General features: G+C 39.4%; 23 protein-coding genes and 1 pseudogene. 13 read left to right on the forward strand and 11 right to left on the reverse strand.

Annotation, left to right across the window (positions count from 1 at the left end):
- Window positions 1-32 precede the first annotated feature (32 nt).
- The 5 genes from htpG to ACTWPF_RS01350 all read left to right on the forward strand — a co-directional run bounded on the left by htpG (window position 33) and on the right by ACTWPF_RS01350 (window position 10,374).
- A complete protein-coding gene (gene htpG / locus ACTWPF_RS01330) occupies window positions 33-1,913 on the forward strand; it encodes a molecular chaperone HtpG (protein ID WP_443148066.1) in 1,881 nt (626 codons plus the stop codon).
- 177 nt (window positions 1,914-2,090) lie between these two features.
- Window positions 2,091-3,953 carry a BglG family transcription antiterminator gene (locus tag ACTWPF_RS01335; RefSeq protein WP_443148067.1) on the forward strand — a complete coding sequence of 621 codons (1,863 nt, stop codon included), beginning with the start codon at window positions 2,091-2,093 and terminating at the stop codon, window positions 3,951-3,953.
- 17 nt (window positions 3,954-3,970) lie between these two features.
- Window positions 3,971-4,840: a ketose-bisphosphate aldolase gene (locus ACTWPF_RS01340; protein WP_443148068.1), complete on the forward strand. Its 870-nt coding sequence runs from the start codon at window positions 3,971-3,973 to the stop codon at window positions 4,838-4,840.
- Between the two features lie 26 nt (window positions 4,841-4,866).
- Window positions 4,867-6,768: a PTS fructose transporter subunit IIABC gene (locus ACTWPF_RS01345; protein ID WP_443148069.1), complete on the forward strand. Its 1,902-nt coding sequence runs from the start codon at window positions 4,867-4,869 to the stop codon at window positions 6,766-6,768.
- A gap of 456 nt (window positions 6,769-7,224) precedes the next feature.
- The gene (locus tag ACTWPF_RS01350) at window positions 7,225-10,374 is read left to right on the forward strand and encodes an SNF2 helicase associated domain-containing protein (protein ID WP_443148070.1); all 3,150 of its coding nucleotides are present in this window, start codon (window positions 7,225-7,227) and stop codon (window positions 10,372-10,374) included.
- A gap of 136 nt (window positions 10,375-10,510) precedes the next feature.
- Here the strand turns inward: ACTWPF_RS01350 and ACTWPF_RS01355 are convergent, their stop codons facing one another.
- Window positions 10,511-11,338, reverse strand: a complete 828-nt coding sequence (locus ACTWPF_RS01355) for a MurR/RpiR family transcriptional regulator (protein ID WP_443148071.1) — start codon at window positions 11,336-11,338, stop codon at window positions 10,511-10,513.
- Between the two features lie 151 nt (window positions 11,339-11,489).
- Here ACTWPF_RS01355 and ACTWPF_RS01360 point away from each other — a divergent pair, with 151 nt between their 5' ends.
- The 5 genes from ACTWPF_RS01360 (at window position 11,490) to ACTWPF_RS01380 (ending at window position 16,777) form a co-directional block, all read left to right on the forward strand.
- The gene (locus ACTWPF_RS01360; protein ID WP_238017467.1) at window positions 11,490-12,374 is read left to right on the forward strand and encodes a cell division protein FtsQ; all 885 of its coding nucleotides are present in this window, start codon (window positions 11,490-11,492) and stop codon (window positions 12,372-12,374) included.
- A 7-nt stretch (window positions 12,375-12,381) separates the two neighbouring features.
- Window positions 12,382-14,106, forward strand: coding sequence for an ABC transporter ATP-binding protein (locus tag ACTWPF_RS01365; protein ID WP_443148072.1), 1,725 nt, complete (start codon window positions 12,382-12,384; stop codon window positions 14,104-14,106).
- Complete coding sequence (locus ACTWPF_RS01370; RefSeq protein ID WP_443148073.1) at window positions 14,081-14,905, forward strand: energy-coupling factor transporter transmembrane component T family protein; 825 nt, start codon at window positions 14,081-14,083, stop codon at window positions 14,903-14,905. The genes ACTWPF_RS01365 and ACTWPF_RS01370 overlap by 26 nt, the downstream gene beginning before the upstream one ends.
- 15 nt (window positions 14,906-14,920) lie before the next feature.
- Entirely contained in the window at window positions 14,921-15,676 is a 756-nt protein-coding gene (locus ACTWPF_RS01375; RefSeq protein ID WP_443148074.1) for a PHP-associated domain-containing protein, read from the forward strand.
- 186 nt (window positions 15,677-15,862) lie between these two features.
- The gene (locus tag ACTWPF_RS01380) at window positions 15,863-16,777 is read left to right on the forward strand and encodes an EamA family transporter (protein ID WP_443148075.1); all 915 of its coding nucleotides are present in this window, start codon (window positions 15,863-15,865) and stop codon (window positions 16,775-16,777) included.
- Between the two features lie 213 nt (window positions 16,778-16,990).
- On the opposite strand, the gene ACTWPF_RS01385 is transcribed toward ACTWPF_RS01380, so the two are convergent.
- The 5 genes and pseudogenes from ACTWPF_RS01385 to ACTWPF_RS01405 form a co-directional block, all read right to left on the reverse strand.
- Window positions 16,991-17,611, reverse strand: a complete 621-nt coding sequence (locus tag ACTWPF_RS01385) for a spore coat protein (RefSeq protein WP_443148839.1) — start codon at window positions 17,609-17,611, stop codon at window positions 16,991-16,993.
- Between the two features lie 287 nt (window positions 17,612-17,898).
- Window positions 17,899-18,039, reverse strand: a complete 141-nt coding sequence (locus ACTWPF_RS01390) for a YpzI family protein (protein WP_443148076.1) — start codon at window positions 18,037-18,039, stop codon at window positions 17,899-17,901.
- A gap of 60 nt (window positions 18,040-18,099) precedes the next feature.
- A pseudogene (locus tag ACTWPF_RS01395) lies at window positions 18,100-18,968 on the reverse strand (manganese catalase family protein).
- A 29-nt stretch (window positions 18,969-18,997) separates the two neighbouring features.
- Window positions 18,998-19,429: a YndM family protein gene (locus ACTWPF_RS01400; RefSeq protein ID WP_161464373.1), complete on the reverse strand. Its 432-nt coding sequence runs from the start codon at window positions 19,427-19,429 to the stop codon at window positions 18,998-19,000.
- A 112-nt stretch (window positions 19,430-19,541) separates the two neighbouring features.
- Window positions 19,542-19,682 (reverse strand): YpzI family protein, encoded by a 141-nt coding sequence (locus tag ACTWPF_RS01405; protein ID WP_084157441.1) that lies wholly within the window; start codon window positions 19,680-19,682, stop codon window positions 19,542-19,544.
- Window positions 19,683-19,829: 147 nt separating this feature from the next.
- Here ACTWPF_RS01405 and ACTWPF_RS01410 point away from each other — a divergent pair, with 147 nt between their 5' ends.
- From ACTWPF_RS01410 to ACTWPF_RS01420, 3 genes are all read left to right on the forward strand, one after another.
- Window positions 19,830-20,438 (forward strand): lysozyme inhibitor LprI family protein, encoded by a 609-nt coding sequence (locus tag ACTWPF_RS01410; RefSeq protein WP_443148077.1) that lies wholly within the window; start codon window positions 19,830-19,832, stop codon window positions 20,436-20,438.
- A 40-nt stretch (window positions 20,439-20,478) separates the two neighbouring features.
- Complete coding sequence (locus tag ACTWPF_RS01415; RefSeq protein ID WP_161464375.1) at window positions 20,479-20,859, forward strand: SLAP domain-containing protein; 381 nt, start codon at window positions 20,479-20,481, stop codon at window positions 20,857-20,859.
- Window positions 20,860-20,936: 77 nt separating this feature from the next.
- Window positions 20,937-21,899, forward strand: a complete 963-nt coding sequence (locus ACTWPF_RS01420) for a D-2-hydroxyacid dehydrogenase (RefSeq protein ID WP_443148078.1) — start codon at window positions 20,937-20,939, stop codon at window positions 21,897-21,899.
- Window positions 21,900-21,953: 54 nt separating this feature from the next.
- Here the strand turns inward: ACTWPF_RS01420 and ACTWPF_RS01425 are convergent, their stop codons facing one another.
- The 5 genes from ACTWPF_RS01425 to ACTWPF_RS01445 form a co-directional block, all read right to left on the reverse strand.
- Complete coding sequence (locus ACTWPF_RS01425) at window positions 21,954-22,112, reverse strand: hypothetical protein (protein ID WP_238017483.1); 159 nt, start codon at window positions 22,110-22,112, stop codon at window positions 21,954-21,956.
- A 66-nt stretch (window positions 22,113-22,178) separates the two neighbouring features.
- Window positions 22,179-22,427, reverse strand: a complete 249-nt coding sequence (locus ACTWPF_RS01430) for a hypothetical protein (protein ID WP_443148079.1) — start codon at window positions 22,425-22,427, stop codon at window positions 22,179-22,181.
- A 136-nt stretch (window positions 22,428-22,563) separates the two neighbouring features.
- The gene (locus ACTWPF_RS01435) at window positions 22,564-23,121 is read right to left on the reverse strand and encodes an isochorismatase family protein (RefSeq protein ID WP_443148840.1); all 558 of its coding nucleotides are present in this window, start codon (window positions 23,119-23,121) and stop codon (window positions 22,564-22,566) included.
- A 471-nt stretch (window positions 23,122-23,592) separates the two neighbouring features.
- On the reverse strand, window positions 23,593-23,949 hold the full coding sequence (locus ACTWPF_RS01440; RefSeq protein ID WP_443148080.1) for a DoxX family protein: 357 nt from the start codon (window positions 23,947-23,949) through the stop codon (window positions 23,593-23,595).
- Complete coding sequence (locus tag ACTWPF_RS01445; protein WP_443148081.1) at window positions 23,946-24,875, reverse strand: LysR family transcriptional regulator; 930 nt, start codon at window positions 24,873-24,875, stop codon at window positions 23,946-23,948. The genes ACTWPF_RS01440 and ACTWPF_RS01445 overlap by 4 nt, the downstream gene beginning before the upstream one ends.
- Window positions 24,876-24,940 lie beyond the last annotated feature (65 nt).

The following is a 24,940-nucleotide window of genomic DNA, read 5'->3' on the forward strand; positions in this document are numbered from 1 at the left end:
AATGAACAAAATACGAAGGGGAGTAATGTTACATGGCAAAGATGGAATTTAAAGCAGAATCAAAAAAGCTTTTGGATATGGTAATCAATTCGATTTACTCCAAGCGTGAAGTTTTCTTAAGAGAACTTGTTTCAAATTCAAGCGATGCAATGGATAAAATTTATTATCGCGCTCTTACAGATGATCAGATTTCGTTTGATCAAGATAACTACTACATAAAACTTGTCCCAAATAAAGATACACGAACATTAAAAGTAATTGATACAGGGATTGGCATGACAAAGGAAGAACTGGAATCCAATTTGGGAACCATTGCTAGAAGTGGATCCTTTAACTTTAAAAATGAAAATGAAATTAAAGATGGGCACGACATTATCGGACAGTTTGGTGTTGGTTTCTATGCTGCCTTCATGGTGGCAGATAGAGTGACGGTCACTACAAAATCGATTGATAGTGAAGAAGCGTACCAATGGCAATCTCAAGGCTCTGATGGCTACGAAATTAAACCAGTACAAAAGGACGAGCCAGGTACTGAAATAGTTTTAGAGATTAAAGAAAACACCGACGAAGATAATTATGATGAGTTTCTTGAAGAATACCGTTTACGTCAAATCGTGAAGAAATACTCTGATTTCATTCGCTACCCGATTAAAATGGATGTTACAGAAAGCAAACCAAAAGAAGGGTCAGAAGAAGAGTATGAAGAGGTTGTCTCCGAACAGACGATCAACTCTATGGTTCCAATTTGGAAAAAGAACAAGAGCGAGCTTACGGATGAAGACTATGAGAACTTCTATAAGGAAAAACATTACGGCTTTGATACGCCACTGAAACACCTTCATATTAACGTGGATGGAAGCATTCGCTATAATGCAATTCTTTATATACCAGAAAATGCTCCATACAATTATTACACGAGAGAGTATGAAAAAGGCCTAGAACTGTACTCAAATGGTGTTCTGATTATGGACAAGTGTGCAGATTTGCTGCCAGATTACTTTAGTTTTGTAAAAGGGATGGTAGATTCTGAAGACCTATCCTTGAATATTTCCAGAGAGATGTTGCAGCATGACCGTCAATTGAAACTAATTGAAAAGAACATTAACAAAAAGATTAAAAAGGAATTGCAAAACATCCTGCGAGATGACCGTGATAAGTATGAAAGCTTCTTTAAAGCATTCGGACAGCAGCTGAAGTTTGGTGTATATAGTGATTATGGTGCAAATAAAGAGGTATTGCAGGATCTACTATTGTTCCATTCCTCAAAAGAAAAGAAACTAGTAACGTTAGAAGAATATGTATCAAGAATGCCAGAGGATCAGAAATATATTTACTATGCAATCGGCGACTCTATTGACCGGATTGATAAGCTTCCGCAAACAGAAATGGTAGCCGAAAAGGGCTATGAAATTCTTTATTTCACAGAAGAAATTGACGAATTTGCTATTAAGATGCTTATGAACTATAAGGAAAAAGAATTTAAATCTGTTTCAAGTGGAGACCTTGGAATCGATGAAGAAGAGAACGAAGAAGCGAAAGAGAAAGAGGAAGAAAACAAGGAATTATTTGATGCAATGAAAGAAGTATTGGCTGGTAAAGTGAAGAATGTTCGTGCATCAAAACGATTAAAATCACACCCTGTCTGTTTGACTGCAGAAGGTGATATCTCTATTGAAATGGAAAAAGTTATAAATGCGATGCCAGATAACCAACAGATTCAAGCTGATAAAGTGCTGGAAATCAATGTTGATCATGAGGTGTTCCAATCCTTAAAACAATCATACGAAAAAGATAAAGACAAATTAAATTTATTTACAAACCTGCTATACAATCAAGCATTACTTATAGAAGGATTACCGATTAATGATCCAGTAGAATTCACACGAGATATTTGTAAAGTGATGGTCCCTTAAGTAAGAAGGGGAAAGGATCAAATATTAGCTAATATAGAAGCGACATCTTTCAGTTTGTAAAGATGTCGCTTTTTTTTGATACCATGTAAAAGTTATGCCCATTTTCCTACCTATAGGAAATTCTTCTGCTATAGCACAGTTAATAATTGTATTATAAAGTGTACTTATAGAAAGGTTGTGGTTATTTTGCGCAAAAAACATAATCAATTAATTGACTTTCTATTAAACCAGAAACAAGAATATGTATCTGCCACCACCATGGCTGAAATATTAGATGTGACGGACCGAACAATTCGCAACTATATTAAAGAGATTAATGATAATTTTAGTGATATTTCTATTGTTTCTTCCTCTCGTGGTTATAAGGTTGTTACTGGTGATAGTCAAATAGAACAAAATCGATTTGGTTCTGATGCAAAAGAGATGGAGGAAGCTCTTCTAGAATTTGAAATCATCAAATTCTTAATGAATAAAGTCGAATATACGACTTATGATGAAATCGCAGATGAGTTTTTTTATTCACCTCAAACGATTCGCAGCCGAATTCAAAAGTTAACGTTTAATATTGATGCATTGGGTATAGAAGTAGCAATAGATACTAAAGTATTCATGGGCATTAAGCTGTTAGGAACAGAGATACAGAAAAGAATATTGGTGGAAAGCTTCTTCACATCAATATCTGTAAAAAAGGAAGTTTATAAGGAGTTTGTAATAAATGGTTTTCGTTCTTGGGTAAGTGAAGAATTAATTGAAAGCGTTTTTAAATTGGTGGATGAAATCAATATATCTTATTCATTGAACTTGGAGTTTTTGATGTATAGAAAGATAACAGTTCAATTAGTAATTATGATACATCAAATAAATCAGGGCCATATGGTTAGCATTGAGGAGACCGAATTAGAGAACTTATCATGCTTTAAAGAATATGAGGTTGCGGAAGCCTTTTGTTCACAAATAAATAAGTATGTGTTAGTCCCAAATGATGAAGTCTTTTTATTAGTCAATTATTTAATTTCATTACAGTTAGACCTGGACGAAACACAAATAGAAAATAAGAATCCAATAATAATTGACAAGATAGAAGCCGTTCTACAACAGGTTGAAAAGAATTATCAGGTGCCCACGTATTCGCAGAAAAGTTTTAGAAATAACATATCGAACCACATATATAGGATTATTTATCCGTCATCACACAATTTGCTAATATATAATCCTTTTGTAAAAGAGACGAAGTCCGAATATTTTTTCTCCTTCAGCATTGCGTCTAATATCGCTTTAAAAATTGAAAAAGAGCTTAACGTGGAAATCCAGGACAGTGAAATTGCCTATTTAGCATACCATATTCAAGTAATTCTCGATTCTCAGGATAAAAAGAAGATCAAGACAGTAATCCTCTATAGTAGAAACTATGAAAGGACCAAACTTCTTGCTTCTAAGATAGCAACTTACTTTGATGAGCTAGAAATTCACAAGATTGAAAAGTATTCTTCAAGCTATATTTTTGATAGCTCTAATTTATACATTGGAATAAATCTAGCTTCCAAGCCGGAGACGAGTGCTCATTTTATTACAATTCAAAGCGGTTTTCAGAGTTCAGATATTAAAAAAATCAGGTTTTTTCTTGAAGCACAACACTCCATTATAGAACAGGCATCGATTCACTGGATAAATGAAAATAGTCCTTATGACGCAATTCTTCATCTCCTTAAACTGAATAATCAAGAGCATCTATATGAACCAATTATGCAGAGGGAGCGAATGTCCTTTACTTCTATTGGAAACTTAGTTGCCATTCCACACCCATATATCCAGGTGAAAGAATATAAAGAGAGAGTGATAATTGGGATTAATAAGAAGATGATTGAATGGGGAGAGGAAGTTGTTCAGTTAATTATAATCTATATACCTGCTTCAGATATTGCACGAAATGAATACGCTTTTACAGAATTCTTTCAAAAAACGAAGCGAATTGAAAATGTTAGAACGCTAATTCAAACAGAAACCAAAAAAGAATTTATAAAATGTTGGAATCACATTTAAATAAAGGAGAGATAGTCATGTTAATGAATATGAAAGATCTTTTGGGAGTAGCATACAAAAATAAATTTGCAGTAGGTTCCTTTAACGTAGCGAATAGTGAATTTGTAAGGGTGGTTATCGACTCGGCGGAAGAAAAAAACGCCCCTGCTATTATACAGATCCACCCAAACGAAGTTGAGCTAGTCGGTGACGAGTTTGTTGCGTATGTGCGGGAAAAATGCAGAAATGCTAAGGTTCCTATGGCTATTCACCTCGATCATGGTTCTTGTGTTAATGATGTCATGAGGGCAATTAGAAATGGCTATACTTCCGTAATGATTGATGCCTCACATGCTTCTTTTGAGGATAATATTTCTATTACAAAGGAAGTCGTTAAAATCGCCCACGCTGTCAATGTATCTGTTGAGGCAGAACTTGGAACAATTGGATCCAATGAAGGAAGTTCAGAAGGCGGAGCAGATGAAATTTTATATACCGATGTTAATGATGCTAAAAGATTTGTTGAGGAAACAGGGATAGATACTTTAGCAGTAGCGATTGGGACTTCTCATGGTCAATATAAACATGCTGGTAAACCAGAATTAAAGCTTGACTTGCTTGAAGAAATTAACAAAATGGTCGGTATTCCACTGGTTCTTCATGGGGGAAGCGACAATAAAGATGAAGAAATCTCTCAAACGTACCTTCATGGTGTAGCAAAGATAAACTTATCAACAGATATGAAAAATGCATTCTTCCAGGAAATGAGACAGTTCTTAACAAATCAACCAAGTGCTTACGAACCGGATGTCATTATGCCAAGTGCACGGAAGGCGGCGCAAGAAGTAGTAATGCGCAAAATGGATTTATTTAAATCCACAAATAACGCATACCACTATTTTAAATAAGCCTAATTAACAAGGGGGGAAATAGTATGGAACTTGTTGATATTTTAACCTATGAGAATATTATTTTGAATCTTAAAGGTAGTAATCAAACTGAAGTCATTGATGAACTAGTAAATAGATTAGCAGAAAATCAATTTACAACGGATCCAATTCAGTTCAAAAAGGCAATTTATAAAAGAGAAAATGAGATTTCTACGGCTGTTGGTTATGGTGTCGCCATTCCGCATGCAAAGAGTAAATCTGTAACAAAACCTACCATTATAATGGGGAGAACTTTGCAAGGAATTGATTTCGGTGGGCAGCATACAAACTTAATATTTATGATAGCTGCTCCGGAGAACGCCTCAAATGAGCACTTAACACTTTTATCTAAGCTGTCCACCTTTCTGATGAGTGAAACGTTTAGAGCAAAGTTGCTTGTAGCAACAACCAGTACTGACGTATTAGGCGCTATTCAGGGTGAAGAGAAAAAACAACCTGCTGAGACCATTGATGAGGGGGCATCTGGGAAATATATTGTTGGTATTACAGCATGTATGACAGGAATTGCCCACACGTATATGGCAGCAGAATCTTTAAAAGAAGCTGCTACAAAACGTGGTATAAAGGTAAAAATACAAACTAATGGAGCTAATGGGCCTGAGAATAGATTAACTCCAGAAGATATTCAACTTGCGGACGCTATTATCATAGCTCACGATGTACGAGTGGACACTTCTGTTTTGCAGGGTAAGAAGTATGTAGATGTGCCTGTTAAAAAAGCAATAGGACACGCAGATCAATTAATAGATCAAGCTTTGTCTTATAACATAAAAGAAGACAATGTAGAAGGCATTAAAGTGGAAGATAAGTCATCGCCTAATGAAAAAAGTGGACTAAATTTTTATAAGCATATTATGAGTGGCGTATCTTATATGATCCCTTTCGTAGTGGTAGGCGGTATTTTTATTGCAATTTCTTTCATGTTTGGAATTTACGCAGCAGATCCTGAAAGTGAACAATATAATGTAATTGCACATTTCTTTAGTCAAGTTGGTGGGGAAGCGGCATTTGCATTAATGGTTCCAATCTTGGCTGGATTCATTGGATATAGTATAGCTGACAAACAAGGTCTTGCCCCTGCAATGATTGGTGGTATGATGGCCAGTATAGGTGGTTCGGGATTCCTTGGTGGTATGATCGCTGGATTTGTGGGTGGTTTTTCTGCTCTATTAATTGGAAAATCCATGAAAGCAATACCAAAATCCTTTCAAGGGCTTGTTTCTATATTAATTGTTCCATTATTAAGTACTTTAGTTGTCGGTGCATTCATGTTCTTCATATTAAATACACCGATGTCATTGTTGAATGAGTTTTTAGAAGGCTGGTTAAAAGGATTAACTGGGATTAATGCAGCAATTCTGGGAGCTTTATTAGCTGGTATGATGGCTTCAGACATGGGAGGGCCAATTAACAAAACGGCCTCTGCATTTGGCTTGGCAATGTTTGCCGCTAATATTTTTGAACCATCTGCAGCCTTAATGGTTGGAGGAATGGTTCCACCGATTGGTATCGCACTGGCGACTACGTTGTTTAAAAATAGATTTACTCTTCAAGAAGCAGAGGCAGGAAAAGCAAGTTATGTTTTGGGTGCAAGTTTTATCACTGAAGGCGCGATTCCTTTTGCAGCAGCTGATCCTTTAAGGATTATACCTGCAAATATAATCGGTGCAGCTGTTGGAGGGGCCATGTGTATGGCGATGGATATTTCTCTAAAAGCACCTCATGGTGGTATCTTTGTTATACCAATTGCTAGTAATAAACCTTTACTATATATTGGCTGTATACTCCTAGGTTCTCTAATCACTTGCTTCTTAATTGGATTTTTGAAGAAACCTTTGTCTTCTGCCGATAGAGAAATTGCGAAGGATATGAGTTCGATTATATAACCTATACTTTAAAAACACTCTTCTAGTAGTAGGAGAGTGTTTTTTAGTTTTGTACAAGTTTAACCCATAAAAAGAAGTTTAGTGTCTAGCATTCTTCACTTTTTTACTTCTCCCCAATAATAAAACCAATTGATAAATACTTGAGATAGCGATAACAGAACCAATGATTACATATGCTGCTTGAAAGTCGTTTACTGCATATGCTTAAACAATAACTGAGGCAATTAGGGCAATAATGAGATGGAACCCTATCTGAAATTTTCTATACCCTTCTGACTTATTCACGATTCATTTCCCCCTGCTAAATTTTTCCTGCATTCCATTATACCAAGCGGCGGGACCATAGAAAAGATTCTCGTTTAGAACACGAACACTCATTCTTTTTGCTCTACTCCCTATATGATACAATTAGAATACCAATTTGATCGGAATCTGATGAAAAGCAGGCGAGATGCTGTGAAAATTACGCTAACTGACAAAAAAATCATAGAACGATGCGGAGCGGTTTCCTTTAAAAAAGGTCACGCGTTTTATAGTGCGACGAAAGTAACGTTGGATACTGTCACAACAACTCATTGTGAAGCTGTTGTTGCAGGCAAGGAAAACTTTTATGTGACGATTGAACAAGCTGAAGGAGAAAAACTGCATACAACTTGTAGCTGTCCTTCTCTTGCTTCTTTTAACAAGGATTGCCAACACGTCGCAGCAGTGTTGCTTGCATTACGTGAGCGGCATCGTGAGGAGCTTGCCACAGGGTTTATAAACCTGTTTGATAACAAACCCGTTCGCCATAGTGGGGAGCAACGACATTTCGAGAACCGGGAAAACCTTCGTGTATCCTTTACGTTTACGCCTATTAGTCTTAACACAGGAGATACCCTTTTTGGAGTAGCATTACAATTGGGAAATGAAAATGTGCGAGATGTACGAGAGTTTTTAAGACAGGTAAAAGCAGGGGGCTCCTATGTCCTGTCAGATAAGCTTACCTATGATACCGCCCGACATTACTTTTCCACACAGGAAGATGCCATTATCCAACAGCTAGTCCGAGCGGTCCAGGATGAGATGGCGTATTTGGAAGGAGATACTGCCGTGACGGAGCGGGAGACACTTCTCCTCCCAACTTCTTCGTGGAAAAGGCTCTTGCCACAAGTCCTTGGGATTTCCTCGATTACGGTACAAGACGGCGGACGAAGTTATACAGGGATCCGTTTGGCAAAAGGACCATTGCCACTGCAATTTAATTTTTCAGAAGCAGATGGGACCCACTATACACTTGCTATTGATGGGTTCGAAGAGTTGACGATTTTACATGCTTACGAGTCTGTTCTAGCATCCGGGAATATCATTGAATTGAACAGGAAGGATTATACCTATTTGATTGAGCTTAAAAAGATGCTCGAGAACGCAGGGACAACCGACCTTCCAATCCCAGAAAATCAAGCAGCCTTTTTCACAGAGAAAGTCGCTCCAAGTTTAAATAAAATTGGCACCGTAAATATGGCCGGGACAGTAACAGACCACTTGCCCAAAACGCCGTTAGTGGCAAAGCTCTATTTAGATCGTGTGAAAAATCGTCTGCTTGCAAGCGTGGAATTCCAATATGAAAACAATACAATTAATCCATTAGAAGAAGAAATAGAACCTCATGGCATTATCATTCGCGATATGGAAAAGGAAGAGAGGATTATCGAGTTGATGGAGGAGGGCCAGTTTGCTAAAACAGACGGTGGTTACTTCTTACATAATGAGGAGCTGGAGTATAACTTTCTCCATCATCTGCTTCCAAAGCTACAGAAGCTTGTTAATGTGTATGCAACCACAGCGGTCAGAACCCGAGTAATGAAAAGCCCAGTTAAACCAAGGATAAGGGTAAAGCCCCACCGTGAGCGGACGAACTGGCTGGAATTTAAGTTTGAAATGAAGGGTTTTCCCGAGCGAGATATCCGGGAGGTGCTAGCAGCACTAGAGGAAAAACGAAAGTATTATCGGCTGCGAGACGGTTCCCTGCTCTCATTAGAAACAAGGGAGTTTGAAGAAATTAAACGCTTCTTGCACGCAGTGCCTGACCAGCATAACGAGCTAGATAGTGGGTTAGATGTACCGTTGCTTCAGGGCCTGCAGCTGCTTGATGTGGTAGATGACGACGTATTTTCGAAAGAAGAATCATTTCGGCGTTTTCTTGAACGCATTTCACACCCTGAAGCTAGCTCGTTTTCGATTCCAAAGAGTTTGTTAGACGTGTTAAGGGAGTACCAGAAGGATGGGTACAGGTGGATGAAGACGTTAGCCAGCTATCAATTTGGTGGGGTGCTTGCAGATGAGATGGGACTGGGTAAAACGTTACAAAGCATCGCCTTTCTTTTATCAGAGCTTCCGGAAATTCGTAAAAAGAAGCTCCCCGCTTTGATTGTCTGTCCTTCCTCGCTTACCTATAACTGGCTACATGAGCTAAAGAAATTTACACCAGCTATCAATGTCACCATTATAGATGGAAGTAAGGAAGCGCGGACTAACATGAGGCGACAGGCAATGGAATGTGATGTTGTGATTAGCTCCTATCCATTGTTACGACAAGATATCCATTGGTATGAAAAACAAGCATTTCATACCGTACTGTTTGATGAAGCACAAGCCTTTAAAAATCCGATAACCCAAACAGCACGTGCCGTGAAAAAGATTCAAGCAGATTACCGGTTTGCGTTAACCGGAACACCGATGGAGAACTCACTCGAAGAATTATGGGCTATTTTTCATGTTGTTTTCCCTGAGCTTTTTCAAGGGCTAAAAGAATACAGCAATCTAACGCAAAAACAGGTTTCCAGGAGAATTCGTCCATTTATGCTACGCAGGGTAAAACAAGAGGTCCTTGCTGAACTTCCACAGAAAACAGAGGAAGAGGAATCTGTGGAATTGCTAGAAGAGCAGAAAAAGCTTTATGCTGCCTACCTGGCTAAACTGCGCCATGACACTTTAAAACACCTGGACAAAGATACATTAAGGAAAAACAAAATAAAAATACTTGCAGGATTAACGCGTTTACGTCAAATTTGCTGTCATCCCGCATTATTCGTTACAGGTTATAAAGGAAAGTCAGCTAAGCTGGAACAATTAAAACGCTTGGTTGAGGAATCACGCCTTGCGGGCAGGAGGGTCCTTGTTTTCTCACAGTTTACCCAAATGCTATCCATAATTGGAAAAGAGCTGAGCCAAGAAGGCATCCCATATTTTTATTTGGACGGCCAAACACCATCAGAGGAACGTGTGGATCGATGTAATCGATTTAATGAAGGGGAACGAGATATGTTTCTCATTTCCTTGAAAGCTGGTGGGACAGGTCTCAATCTTACAGGTGCGGATACCGTTATCTTATATGACAGCTGGTGGAATCCTGCTGTTGAACAACAGGCAGCCGATCGTGCGCATCGAATTGGGCAGCAAAATGCTGTGCAGGTAATTAAGCTTGTTGCACGCGGTACGATTGAGGAGAAAATGAATGAGCTTCAAGAAAGGAAAAAACAACTGATTGAAGCAGTTATTGATCCGAAAGAAAAGCATGTTGCTTCACTTACAGATGAGGATATACGAGAAATTTTACAGGTATAGAGCAAGAAACATTTAAGATATAGCGTATTCAGTCCTTCGGAAAGTAGTACACTCTAATCCGACCCTGTTACGTAACGTAATCTAGTTTACCCACTCCTAGTTGTCAGGAGTGGGGTTTATTTTTGGCATAAATCTCCTACTTCTTCGGTAGTTTATCCTGATAGTCCTTTCTAACTTGGTGTAAATCGTGGAGGTTTTGTAGGGCATGTTCTCCCATTTGCTTTCCTACGTTAATCACAATGCTTTCAATTAATGCAATTGGCGCCACCATGGAATGGAAGTCTCCAACATCTCCTCTGCTTGTGAACAGCACATGATCCGCCTGTTCTAGCATGGGGGAGACAAGGAGATCGGTCATTAAAATGGTCCGGACTCCCTTTTTCTTGGCATAATCCAATAAAACATTGATTTCCACGGAGGCTTGAACAAACCCAAAAATAAACAGTACATCCCCTTCCTTAATATGAATGACCCCTTCAAATATCTCATGTCCGCTTGGTGCAAGGGTGTATACGTGTGAATTAAAACGTTTGAGGCGAAAGCTGAGCAATGTAACAAGACTTTGTGCTGAACCAGCACCAAATAAATGTACGTTTTCCGCTTCGGCAATACTATTTACTGCCTGCGTGAAGTCATCATCGGCCAAGTGCTTTTTTGTCTCCGCTATATAGGTGGTAGCATGATCAAGCATTACTTGGACATAGGATTGCTCATGCTGCTTCAATGCGGATTCTACTTTGCTTGCAGGTGTGACGGAAGCGTCTTGCAAAAGGGAGTGTTTGAACTCACGTAGGTTTTTAAAACCAATGGCACTCCAAAAGCGAGATACTGTCGCAGCACTTATATTGCAAGCTTTTGCTAGCTCGGATTCAGTCATATATGGGACAACGTCTATGTTTTTATGTAAGTAGTCTGCTATTTTTTGTTGGCTTTTAGAGAGGTTCCATTTCGAGAAGTCTACCAAATTCCTCATCTCCTTTATAAAATCCATTATACAACAAAAATGAAAGAAAAATTTCATATAATAAAAAAAGAAATAAAATTTACATATAGTTAAAACTGGCTTCATATTTACCCCTTATACTGAAAGTACAATACAAGAGGGAGTGAATGAAATGAAGAGTATTAACCAGGAAAGAAAGTTAACGCAGTCGCAAAAAATGATGGTGTTTGTTTTGTCCATGTCACTGTTCGGTTTATCTAAAATGATTACAGAAATTCTTCCTTCCAATGAAGTAGGTCCGATTGAGTTTTCGATTTCCTATTTTGCATTTATTCCACTTATCTTGGCAGCTTTGTTTCATCCTTTGTATGTAGCGCTTGGTGCTTCCGTTGGTAATATTGTTTTCGCCGGATTGTTAATGGGTGACTTCGGTGGGATTGGAGAAATTGAAGGGTTCATTGAATTTACGTTGGCAATTTATGTAGCTGGTCTGCTTGTACGTAACCCGTTAAATAAAATGCAGTTAGCAGTTGCAGCACTCGTAGGAGTTGGGATTGATCAGTTACTTAGTACAATCGTCGATATTGGGAAGGTTTGGTTTGGTGTCGAAGGCTTTGATGCAGTTCCTGGCCTACCGGAAAGTATTGTAGTACTAGAAGGTGTGAGCTTCTTAAATGAAATGATAATCACAGGTGTGTTATTCGGACTAATTCCAACATTACTTCTTACGCCTAAACTTTACGGTAAAATTGAACCATTATTGGGCATGAATCCACGAAAGGCTAAAGTACAAGTATCGGTTGGTGCTTATATAACACCAGGACTAATTTTCTCCATAGTGGTCTTGACCTTTGTGGCTATGATCGCAGAGTTTATTGCAGAGATGGATATGAACCTAGCCTTCTGGTCTGGAGACTTTATTGCGCAATTTGCGGACGATCAAAAATGGATAGGCTATAGTGCTTGGGCCATTTTAGCAGTAGGTATTATTTATGTAATCTTTAAGTTTGTGAAAAAGAATAAAAACAACAAAATGGACTTAGACGAGGCAGCTTAATTTATTTATGGAAAGGAGAGAGATTATGATAACGTTCGATCACGTATCATTCCGCTATCCTGGCACAGAGGATTGGATCTTAAAAGATGTATCTGTGACGATCGAAAAACATTCGTTTACCGCGATCATTGGGGGAAATGGTGCAGGGAAGTCCACGTTCTGTAAAGCAATTAATGGCTTAATTCCCTTTTACTATGTAGGTGACTTTGAAGGGAAAGTACAGGTGGATGGGATTGACACGGCTACGGCAAATGTCGCTTCCCTTTCAAGAAAAGTCTCCTATGTCTACCAAGACTTTGAAAACCAGCTCGTAAGACCAAGAGTAATTGATGAGGTCATTTTCTCTCCTTTAAATTATGGCTATGAAGATTTTCAGGAGAGAGGAAAGCGTGCACTCGAACTTCTCGATTTAACACACCTGGCAGAAGAATATGTGTGGCAGCTAAGTGGTGGACAAAAGCATCTTGTGGCGTTAGCTGGAGCTTTGGCACTAGAACCCGATGTTTTAATTATTGATGAGCCTGTTGCCCAATTAGATCCAGCACACGCTATTGAATTGTATGAAAAACTAAAAGTGTTACATGAAGAACATGATATTACCATTATCGTAATTGAGCATCATACGGAATTTATTGCCTCCTATTGTAATGACGTCATTTTATTAGAGCAGGGGAATGTGAAGTGGAAGAAACCTGTGCGGGAAGCCTTGAACGCTGTTGATGAGCTTACAGAAAAGCAAATTCATCCACCACAGGTGACAATGGCAGCAGCGAGCCAAATGCAGCAGGAGAGAATGCTTCCAGTGACAGTCAAAGAAGGTGCTGAATGGTTTAAGGAATATAAAAATCACCCGCGAAAAATGCCTAAGTTGGTGGTTCAGCCTGGTTCAACGCCGCTTATTAAATTTGATCAGGTGAGTTATGGGTATAAAACATTATCACGCAAGCGTGTTCCAATTATAAAAGACTTGCAAATGCAAATTAGGCAGGGAGAGCGAATTGCCCTCGTAGGTAGTAATGGTGCGGGGAAGTCAACGATCCTTAAGTTGATTTCTGGACTATTGAAGCCCCTAAGTGGTGAAATATGTTTCCAAGGAAATTCCACAACCAAGACTTCTCCAGAGAGACTTGCGGAAAAGATTGCTTATATTTATCAAAAGCCTGAAGAAATGTTTATAGAAGACGAAGTAGTGAAGGACGTGGCATTCTTCCTGAAAGTCAGAGATAACCCTAATCTGGAGCAGGTGACAGAAAAAATTATGCATCAGTTCCACCTAAATGAAATCAAACATAGGGACGGAAGACTGCTAAGTGGAGGACAGCAACGAAGGGCTTCACTTGCGATCGGGCTGGCGATGCAGCCAGAGTTGGTTTTGTTGGATGAGCCAACAGCAAGCTTGGATATTGCCACCAAGCGAGAAATGATCTCCATGCTTCAAAAGCTAGATAGTCAGGTGAAGGCCTCTGTTGTGGCTACCCATGATATGCAGCTTGTGGCCGAGTGGGCAACAAGGGTTGTTGTACTCAATCAAGGACGTATTATTGCGGATGTTTCCCCAATGGAATTGTTCTCGAATGAAGCGCTATTAAGGAGAGCCTCCTTAGTCGAACCGCAAATTGTTTCCCTTTGCCATCAGTTGCAGATCCATCCAATTGAGCTATCCATAGAAGGATTTTTAAATAGAATTTATTTGGAGGAGGCAGCCAGTGGGCGTTTTTCAGAAGTTTTTTAGTAAGTTGACAGTTGAAAATATAAAAATTGAGCTAATGCGGACGGCATACGGAAATGAACAAACGCCACTAGCCAGACTCGATCCTAGGATGTTGATTCTGTGGGTACTTGTCTATTCTATTATCCCGTGGCTTACCCATAATATGACCATTCTTATTGGTTTAACACTTTTCACAGCAGTATTGGCATACTTGTCTAGGGTTAGTCCGCTGCTTATTATCCTACTTATTATAGGGGTTATTTCACAGTTTACTTACCTCATATTTGCGGCCATGTTTTTAGGAAACAGCTATGCCGCACTAATTGCTGTTATACCAGTAGCACTTAAGGTTTCCTGTGTTTCTCTTGCTACAATGGCAGTCTTCACAAGTATGGACCCAGAAAAATTCAGTGATGCCCTATTGAAAATGGGGGTCCCAGGTAAATTCAGCTTTGGGGTCTCCTATGGCTATCGGATGCTACCAATACTGATCGAAGAATATCAAAGTATCATACACTCCTTTCGATTACGAGGAAAGCAACCAGAAAAGCCGGGCTTCTTGTATGTAAGGTATATATATTATTACGCAAAAATGTGTGTGGTGGCATTTTATCCTATGATGCTAAACACGGCAAAGCGTACGCGGACTACAGTTGAAGCACTGGAAGTAAGAGGATTCAGCTACACCTTGGAAAACAATGTAGCAAAGGATTTAAAGCTTGGTTATTTAAAAATGAAAAAGTATGATGTGCAGTTTTTAGCAATCACATTATTGGTGACAGCTTCAGTTTACACAACGGGCGTCCTTATGCCTCTATAGGAAGGATTGGTTTAATTGAAAATTGATTTTCATACACATGTAAAGTTAGCAAAGCGAGTAGACTTTGATATTAAATTTTTTAACGAGGTTATCTTAAATGCACAGGAATCAGGCTTGAACGCGTTAGCGATGACAGAGCATTTTAACACGAAAAATTTCTATGAAATTTATGAGCAACTTGATCAGCATTATCCTTATGTCGATGACTATTACAATGTAAATGGCTTTAAAGTATTTACAGGAATGGAGATTGATGTAAAGGAGGTTGGCCATATCCTTTGTATCGGAAATAAAACCAAGCTTCTAACGATTAGAAGATTTCTTGACAGACATACAGATAAAGATAACTTTGTGCTATTTGATGAGCTACTACAGTTAGGTGAACTGCATAACTTATTGCTTATTGGCGGCCATCCATTGAGGCCTTCCACACCATTACATCATCATGACCCATCATTACTGAGAAGGCTTGACGCCTTTGATTTAAATGGAAAAGACATGCATGAGCATGGTGTTGACCGGATGAGAAAAGATGTTAAAGCATTTGCTGAAATCATTGGATTACCTGTTGTATATGGTAGTGACTCTCATCATCCGATCCATATTGGAGCTGTGCAAAATACGTTTGAAGGTGAATTTAATACGGTAGCAGAATTGAAAAAAGCGATTGCAGAAAGAAACTATACGAGCTACATATCTCCGGTTTTGCACACGAAGATAAATGCAGCTAAGATTGTAAAGAAAAAAATGAAGGAAGCATTAATGATCTAACGCATTACATCAATGGAAATTTTTTAAACGAAACGCTTTCCACTTTTTTCTACTCGCTTTATACTTAATGAAAGAAAATTAACTGGATAAAAAGACCTTTCACTCTAATAGTGAGGAGGCGTCTTTTTATCTTTTTACTTAATTATAGATAAAGGAAGAGCAGTGTTTTTTTGTGGAGGGATTGAAATGGGTGGAAAGGTAGCAGTCGGAATGGTTTTATTTGCAGCAATGCTCTGGGGTACAACGGGAACGGTGCAAACCCTTGTACCAGAGGGCGCGCATCCTGTGGCAGTGGGTACTGCCCGTTTAGCAGTAGGTGGTATCGCGCTAACCATTATTGTCTTACTAATGGGGAAATTAAATCTCAAAAGCTGGCCACTCAAGCCAACTATTTTGGCTGCGATCAGCATGGCTGCCTATCAGCCGTTTTTCTTTACTGCAGTCACCATGACAGGTGTGGCAATTGGGACAGTAATCGCGATAGGTAGTGCCCCCATTTTATCTGGGTTACTGGAATGGGTGATCTGGAAAAGGCGCCCTGTAAAGGTCTGGTGGATTTCTACACTTTTAGCTATTCTCGGCTGCCTGTTGCTTTTTTTAAACCAATCATCTGTTTATGTAGATCCTCTTGGTATTTTATTAGCACTTGGTGCAGGGCTATCCTTTGCAATTTACACGCTTGTTAGTAAGGACTTAGTAAGGGAATTCACCTCTATCTCCGTAGTTGCAGTGGTATTTACCCTAAGTGCTATTTTGCTGTCACCTTTATTGTTTATCTATGATATGACATGGGTTACAGAGCTAAGTGGAGCAGCTGCTAGCCTTCACCTAGGATTAATTGCGACTGCCTTGGCCTATTTTCTATTTGCAAAAGGACTCGCGCATATCCCATCTTCTACTGCTGTCACATTGTCGCTTGCAGAGCCCTTAACGGCAGCATTTTTAGGAGTTTTCTTTGTTGGGGAAGAACTAAGCTTCATTTCCTGGATCGGTGTCAGCATGCTTCTATTAGGAATAGGCTTTCTTATTAAAGGGACAGAAAAAGAGGTACCTCGGCGAAGGGAAGTTAACGGGTTTCAAAAAAGTGAAAGCACTCGATAGTGAATCGAGAGCGTGGCAAAGTGAATCGTGGGCACCAGAAAGTGAATCGAGAACATGGCAAAGTGGATCGAGAAAGCCAGAAAGTGAATCGAGAACATGGCAAAGTGAATCGAACCACCCCAAAGTGAATCATCAATGAAAAAGCCGTGCGATTACCCGAATTATGATAGTGAATTCGAGTAATGCCGGCTTTTATTCCCTTTACAATATGTTCTAGTGTACGTTGTTCCCTTGTTGGGGAACGGTGGCATAGCTGTTAAGCATTTGCTGCATGTCTTGTTCCGTTAGTTGTGGTACTTGATAATAGCCATGTTTGTTCTGGTACAGGAAGATTTCATAACTGAGCTCAATAAAATTGGGGACACTATCGGCGACAACACGACGTAATACAGGATTTGTAATTTCAGCTGCAGTCATGGCAAGCAGCGACGTTAATGATTTTGTGTTTCCGAGCATATATGCGGAAAGACCTTGATCCGAAAGCTGGCTGACAGAGCTGTTCGGTTTCTTTGGTTGTCCTGGCTTTAATCCGTAAACAACTTCATTCTCCTGTTGCATATGATATTGCTGAGTAGGAACAGAAGGATCCTGCCCGGTTTTAAAGCACTCCACCATTGTGTTATACAATTGGGTAACAAAGCTTGATTGTCGGTGAGCAATGTTCTTCAATTCTGGATCTTGTATATGTTGATCATACATTTGATATTGGTCAAGCAGGCTAATCACACCTGCAAGTACTTCATGGGCGTCGAACATTTCATGGCCACCGTGGTTTTTAGACATCGTTTGATTCATGACAGCATTTGGATTGGATTGTTGGTTCTGATTTTGCATCATGATAATTCCTCCCATTTATCAATATTTCTTATTTATCCCGGTGCAACCGTCCGTAAGACTCCCACTTCAAAACATAAAGATAAACAGTGACTAAGTGGGAGTAAACGACGCTAACACCCCTACTCGTTCAACTAACAATCAGTAGAAAACCCCACTGATTGAAGTCTCACTTTATCTTCTCCCTGTAAGCTATCTTCATGTATGGATAATCCTACTAGGAAAGGTTAAATGAGCTGTATCAGGATAAAGATAAAAGCGGCCCCTTATATAGGGACCGCTACTCGTTACTTATTCGTTTTGTTTTGAATTCTGGCTTCTTCTGGGCTAGAGAACTTTGTAGTATCTGTCTTTTGCATGACTGTGTCACGTCCAGATTTCGTGCGACTTGTTGCTTTTGCATGTTTATCCTGGTGGTCTTTATTCAACTGTAACACCTCCTAGATGGAAAAAAGGTTTAGAACAAAATTCCGCATTATTGGTGACATCTAATTTTGTTTGTCATAGTTTGCTGATTCCATGTTAGGTGGTGCGGGCTTTGTTGGGTCTGGACTGTTATGAATATATGCAGGTGCCTGTTGCAGTTGAGGAATCTGCCCCATTGCTTCAGGATTTGCAACATATTCAAAGTTGCTTTGCTTATCCATGCTCTCACCACTGGTCCAGCGGCCTTGTGCACTTTCTTCCCCTTGGGAAAAGTTCATAAAGGAATAGGAAACCTCTTGCTTTTCCAAGTTCTGTGGGAAGGTACTTGGTACAATCGCCTTTTGTGCTTGTTCCAGTTCTTCAATAGCAGCCATCCACTGGTTTTGGTGCATGGTATCTCTTGCGATAAGGAAAGATAACATGTCTCTTACGCCAGGATCTGTAGTTGATTCATACAGACGGACAACCTGTAGACGTCCTTGAGATTCAGCATTTAAATTGGCTCGGAAATCAGCCAATAAATTCCCACTTGCTATTGTATAACGTGCATTCCATGGGTACCCAACACTGTCTGTCGGCGTTGCGCCAAGCCAGATACGATGACATGCTGTGGGTTCATCCCCCCAAGTACTGCTTCAACTGCCGGATTTTTAGCAGCTTCTTCCTGGTCTCTAGCAGGCGCCCCGTCCAGTAACTGTGCGATCATAGTCGAAATCATTTCTACATGGGCAATTTCTTCTGTGCCGATATCGAGAATCATGTCTTTATACTTTTGATCTGCTCGGCAATTCCATCCTTGGAAAAGGTATTGCATCATAACGGTAATTTCACCAAATTGGCCACCGAGAATCTCTTGTAGCTTTTTAGCATAGACCGGGTCTGGCTGAGTAGGTTTAGTGTTGTACTGCAGTTCTTTAATATGCTTAAACAATTGTATTCCTACGTTTTAATTTAATGTCTTTATTTATCGTAATTATCCTGTGGATCAAGCTCTTCAGATGCCTCTGTACCTAAGTTCATTCTCCCTGTTGCATTAGGTGTGGAAGAGTTGTTCTCCATCTGCCTGCTCACATACTTATGGAAGAATGCTTCAAATGCAGCGACACCGATGGAAGAAATTAGTGCAGGAATCATCCATTCGCCTGCTGGTTCTAACCCTTCACTCATCATATATATAACAGCGAAAGCAAGAACAAAGTCAGAGATAGAAGCTACTGTATTATTGGTTCGGGGAAGAATGAATAGGTCTCCAATCAAGTATGATAGAACGCCTAAGGTTATTGTAATAAACAAAACGTCGCCAAATGGCATCTCGTAGACAAGCCCTAACACAACAAATAGTAAAACAAGTGTGGCGATTGCCTTAATTGCAATGGATTTTATGTGGTTCATATAGACCCTCCTTTTTTTGTAGCATTTGTAAAAAAGGTAAAAGCTATGCGTTGCTGTAATAGCGTAAAAGGAAATGAGGGCCACCACTTTGTGAGGACCCTCGTATATCGGTTTACTTATGGCCGTCGTTTAATCTTCTGGCTTCTTCTGGACTAGACATTTTAGTTGAGCCGGTATAACGTAGTCCGGTATCACGATCGGACTCCACGCGCCCACTAGCCTTTAACTTCTTTTCTTGACGATCTTTCCCCATAAATAGCACCTCCCACACTTAAGTTGGATATTTTCGCTTAGATTATTCGTAGAGTGAAGTGAAGTTTTTGAAATGACAAGCAATGTCGATCGTGGGATACTATAAAAAGACAGCATGATAAGAAAAAAAGAAAGAGATGATTAGAATATGAAGAAATTACTGTTAGCCGGGGCGCTAATCTTGCTATTAGCAGCCTGCGGAAACGAGAATGACGAGGGTGCAAAGGAAGCAAATAATAGCATGAATGATACAGACAATACAGCTGAGGACACGGATGAGAATGAGAGCAATGTGGAAGAAGAAACAAACATGGATGAAGAAAGTGATACAACAGCAACGGAAGAACAGGAAGAAGATAGCGAAGTAGCGGAAGAGGGAAATTCAGAAGAAGCTGATTCTGATATGAAAACAATCTATCGTAACAAGCTAGTCGATTTAGAAGAAGAATTGGCGGCTGAGGAACAGGAAATAGGCTCTACACAGCGCGCATTAACTGAATTTGCCGGGAAGAGCTTTAATATGTGGGATGATGCATTAAACGAAGTATATGCTGAATTGGAGAAGCAGCTTCCGGAGAAAGAAATGGAAAACTTGAGAAAAGAGCAACGGGAATGGATCAACATTAGAGATGCAAAAGCAGAAGAAGAGGCAGCCAAATATGAAGGTGGCTCCATGGAAACCATGCAATATATAAGTACACAAGCACAGCTAACAAAAGAAAGGTCTTATGAATTAATTACGAAATATATGGACTGATACCGTAACCTACTAGCAGTAAAAGGAAAGGAATGAGACAATGCAACAATTAGTTTGGGAACAAGCATGGGATAAGACGATTTCACTTGGGGATAGAAAACAGATAGAAATAACATTTGAACAGGCTAACGAAGAAGCTACTCGTATAAAATATATTCCTTTTTGGCAAGCGCGTAACTATCGTGGGGAGCTGCTTATTACAGTAATTGTCCAAAATTTGAGTGATGAAGCTATGCCCTTCACTCAGCTACCATTAAGGTACATGGAAGAAGGGGAGCTTGTTGCTAGTCATACTTTTTCCTTTCCTAACCTGGAGTTAGCGGGGAGAAGCAGCATGCCATGGACATTTATTTTTCCAGAAGACACCATTGAGCGAGAACCTAACCTGGTTGAAGGAAAGTTAGAGGATATAGATGCTTAGCCCAAGGGTATGGTGCATATCATCAGAAATTAGGGTATAGAGTAGATAAAACAAACTTTTAGAGGAGAGGGTTCGTAATGTCCAAGCGTAAAATTGTAGTCAATCTTGATCTAGATGAAAAATACATCGATGAAATCAAAGAAGTAGCTCCCGACTGGGAAATTGTTTCAGGGAAAGATACGGATGAACTGCAAGAAGATTTAAAAGATGCAGAGGTCATCCTACACTGGAAAAAAGCAATCGAGCAAACGGTTTTGGAGCAAAACAATGACCTGAAATGGGTACAAACTTGGAGTGCTGGTGTTAATAACTTGCCACTTGAACAACTAAGTGAGCGTAACGTATCCATTACGAGTGCTAATGGTGTGCACGCCTATCCAATTTCCGAAACGATTTTTGCTTTGATGCTTGGACTTACGCGCAAAATTCATACATATGTCCGTCAGCAACAGCAAAAGCAATGGGAGCATGCAGATCTAAAACTCGAAATTCATGAGAAAACAATTGGAGTGCTCGGTGTTGGAGCGATTGGTTTGGAGACAGCTAAAATAGCCAAGGCTTTTGGTATGAAAGTACTCGGCGTGCGACATTCAGGAAAAAGCACAGATTATGTGGATGAGATGTATACACCTGACCAGTTATCTGATGTGCTTCCACAATGTGATGTTGTCGTAATCACACTGCCACTTACAGATGAAACAACAAACCTATTTGGGAAAGAACAATTCGAGCAAATGAAAAATAGTTCTATTCTGATCAATATTGGCAGGGGGCCGATTGTAAAAGAAGATGAGTTAGTTGAGGCCCTCCAATCTGGCAAAATTGCTGGAGCAGGACTTGATGTGTTCGCAACAGAACCATTACCGGAAGATAGCCCACTATGGGACATGGAAAACGTGATTGTTACACCACATACTGCTGGGTCAACAGAACATTATACGGAGCGTGTTGTGCGGGATGTCTTCATTCCAAATCTTAAGAATTACCTTGAAGGGGAAAAACCTTCTAAGAACCTAGTTGATTATGATAAGGGATATTAATAACGCTAAAATGGCATACGAAACGTCGTATGCCATTTTGTTATGATAACAATATTAATGCTCTCTTTTCTCAACAAACAACAAAATGAGTGTTGCAATCGGACCTAATATAAGAGAGAGCAAAAACCAGTTTAATCCTGTTCTATTCTTCCCTTGTGCGAGTCCAGCGTTTATTAACGCTAAAGTCCCCCATCCTACGAAGTATTGATCCATTGACCTCTCCCCCCAAAACTATGTTAAGCACGAAGCAGATACTATTTTATTGAGGCTAATAAACAGCTATAAACCGCCATAGCTGCGAAGCACCCAATTGGTAAAGATCATTCCCCCAATTGTGTTCACTACTGCTAACACCATAATTATCTTCCCTTGCTTTCCTACCTCATAATCTCTTTTTAGAACTAAGCCGAGAAAGAAGGAAAAAGGGCCAAACGCAATAGGACTAAATAAATAAGGCATAAACACCGCTATCCAACTAATTGTTAACAACAATATTCTACTATCCTTTTTCTTGCTCTCTTCTTGCACGTAAACACTCCCTTCAAGTAAAGTTTTTCTTCTTAGAAAACGAAGCAGACACCTTTCCTTATTTGGAAAGGATCACACTCATCCTTTACTCTCTTAAGTTCATGCTAACATGGGCTTACCTCTTAATAAAAGTTCATTATCTATATGAATCGTGTGTTGGATAGAATAAATCTTCCTCTGCGTCTCTGACTACTGAAAAATGTTCAACGTTATAATGACCATGGAGAGTTTCGTTATGATGTTTTATAATTTGGGCTGCACTTAAACTAACACTGTCCGAGGTCGAATGCCCATCACCTACCAATGTGACATCAAAACCACTGATAGTTGCTGTTCTAACAGCACTATCTATACAGTGTTGGGTTGCACATCCCATTATAACGATATGCTTGATTTCTTGAGATGTTAGATGATTTAAAAGCCCAGTACCATGGAAAGAATTCGTAGCAGCTTTATCAAAAAACATTGCTTTAGTGGGTAAATGAATTTCTTTATGAACCTGAAAACCTTCTCCTTTGCCTCCAGCTACATCTAGATCCCTAACAAAAACAATAGGCACACTTGATTTAATCGCCTTTTCAATAACTAGATTGATATTCCTAATAAGTTTCTCTTTATAATAAACAGCACTTTCTTCACGGTTTCCTTCAATTAATTCTTGCTGTGCATCAATGATTAACAATACTTGGTTCAGTTGATTTTCCCCCTTTAAATTATAAGAAAAGCTAAATGTACTAGGCGTTTTCCCTTTAATATACGTTACTTCAATTTTTTTGGTTTATGTGATAATTATCGTTCCTATAAGAGATATATAGAAAACTTATTGAAGTGTGTTACTTGGGTGGTTAGTTGATATCCATGTGTAGTATCGGCTTTTCTTCACTGTATCTAGAATAGGTCCATCCTTCATTTGATACATTTGTAAATTTTCATCGGTACATGTAAAAATATAAGACTGTTTCTCAGTTTGAACAGAAACTTCATATTTTTTCAAAGGTTTCCTTAAGTCTAGTTACAAGGAGGGGCTGCTCATTTCTAAAATAGTCCCTAACTGTAGAGAAGGAAACCCTCATTACTTAGGAATTTTACACCCAGCCGTAGGATTGACAACGGTGTTTATTAATCTTGTAGTCAATAAACTAATTTTACCATAAGTTTTAATTAATTAAATAAACTTTCTGACTTTTAACACCCACCAAATTAACACAAATTGCAGGGGTAGACGTAACCATAATGCAAAGGCAGGGATACTGTACTGCTCTGGTTCTAACGCCATATAAATATTCACTGGGAAGATTAATACTAAAAATATTGCAATGGAAATTCCTACTTTTCTACGAGTCGGCTTGTATAGCAAGCCAATGGCTAGTAGGATCTCGATGACTCCTGAAATATAAACAATTGCTGGTCGAAAGGGGACCCAATCGGGCATAGCCCCTGTGAAAAAGGGCTCCAGCGCAAAATGGGATATCCCAGCTAATATAAAGAGAATGGCAAATACATATAATGCTATTTTTTTCATTTTAAGACTCCTTTTTCGGTAGCGAGACGATTTGCCATGCTGTTCCCTTTAAAAGCTTCCACTACACCAATAAATGTTTCTACATTCTTTTTGCTCCGCATAACGGGAGAATAGATATAGGAAAGGGTTCGTGTGAATTGCACATCCTCCACTTCCAGCACCGTCAGTGATCCATGTACCTTTTCCCGGGAAATAACACTGCGGGATAGCAGAGATAAGCCCATGCCTCTCATGACACTCTCCTTAATTCCCTGATTGCTACTGATGCTAAGTAATGATTTCACAGAGAGACCATTGCTACGAATCACATGGTTCAAGAACTCCCTGGTCCCCGAACCATCCTCTCTTGTAATCCATGTTTGCTGTTGCAAATCCTTGATTGCAATATGCTTTTTCTCAGCAAGTTCATGATCATTAGAGCAAATGACCGAGAGCTCGTCTTTCATAAATGGCTGGACAATGAGTTCTTTTTCATTGCTTTGGCCTTCAATCAAGCCCACGTCAACCTGGAAAAGGCGCACTTGTTCAATAATTTCCTCCGTATTTCCAATGACAACTTCTAATTCCAACGCAGGAAAGTCCTTCTGTAGCCTTTGAAGAAACATAGGTAAAATATATTCACCGATTGAGAAACTTGCCCCAATCTTTAATTGGCCTTGGATGGATTGATGATGGGTGGCAATATCCTCTTTTGTTTGCTCATACATCGCGATGATTTGTTTAGCTCGATCATAGAGTATCTTTCCTGTTGGCGTAATCTGTACCGATTTAGGTGAACGGATAAAGAGCTCTGTATGGAATTCTTTTTCCAGGTTTTTAATATGTAAGCTGACACTTGGCTGTGAAATGTGTAAGGCTTGCGAGGTCTTTGTGAAATTGCCAACATCAGCAAGTGTAACAAAGGTTTTAAGTGCATCGTAATACATGAAAACCCTCCTTGCGATTAATATTTCTAATCATAACAATAATTTATATGTATTTCACTAATAGA

It is taken from the genome of Oceanobacillus sp. M65, assembly GCF_052246275.1.
GTDB lineage: Bacteria > Bacillota > Bacilli > Bacillales > Amphibacillaceae > Oceanobacillus_B > Oceanobacillus_B jordanicus.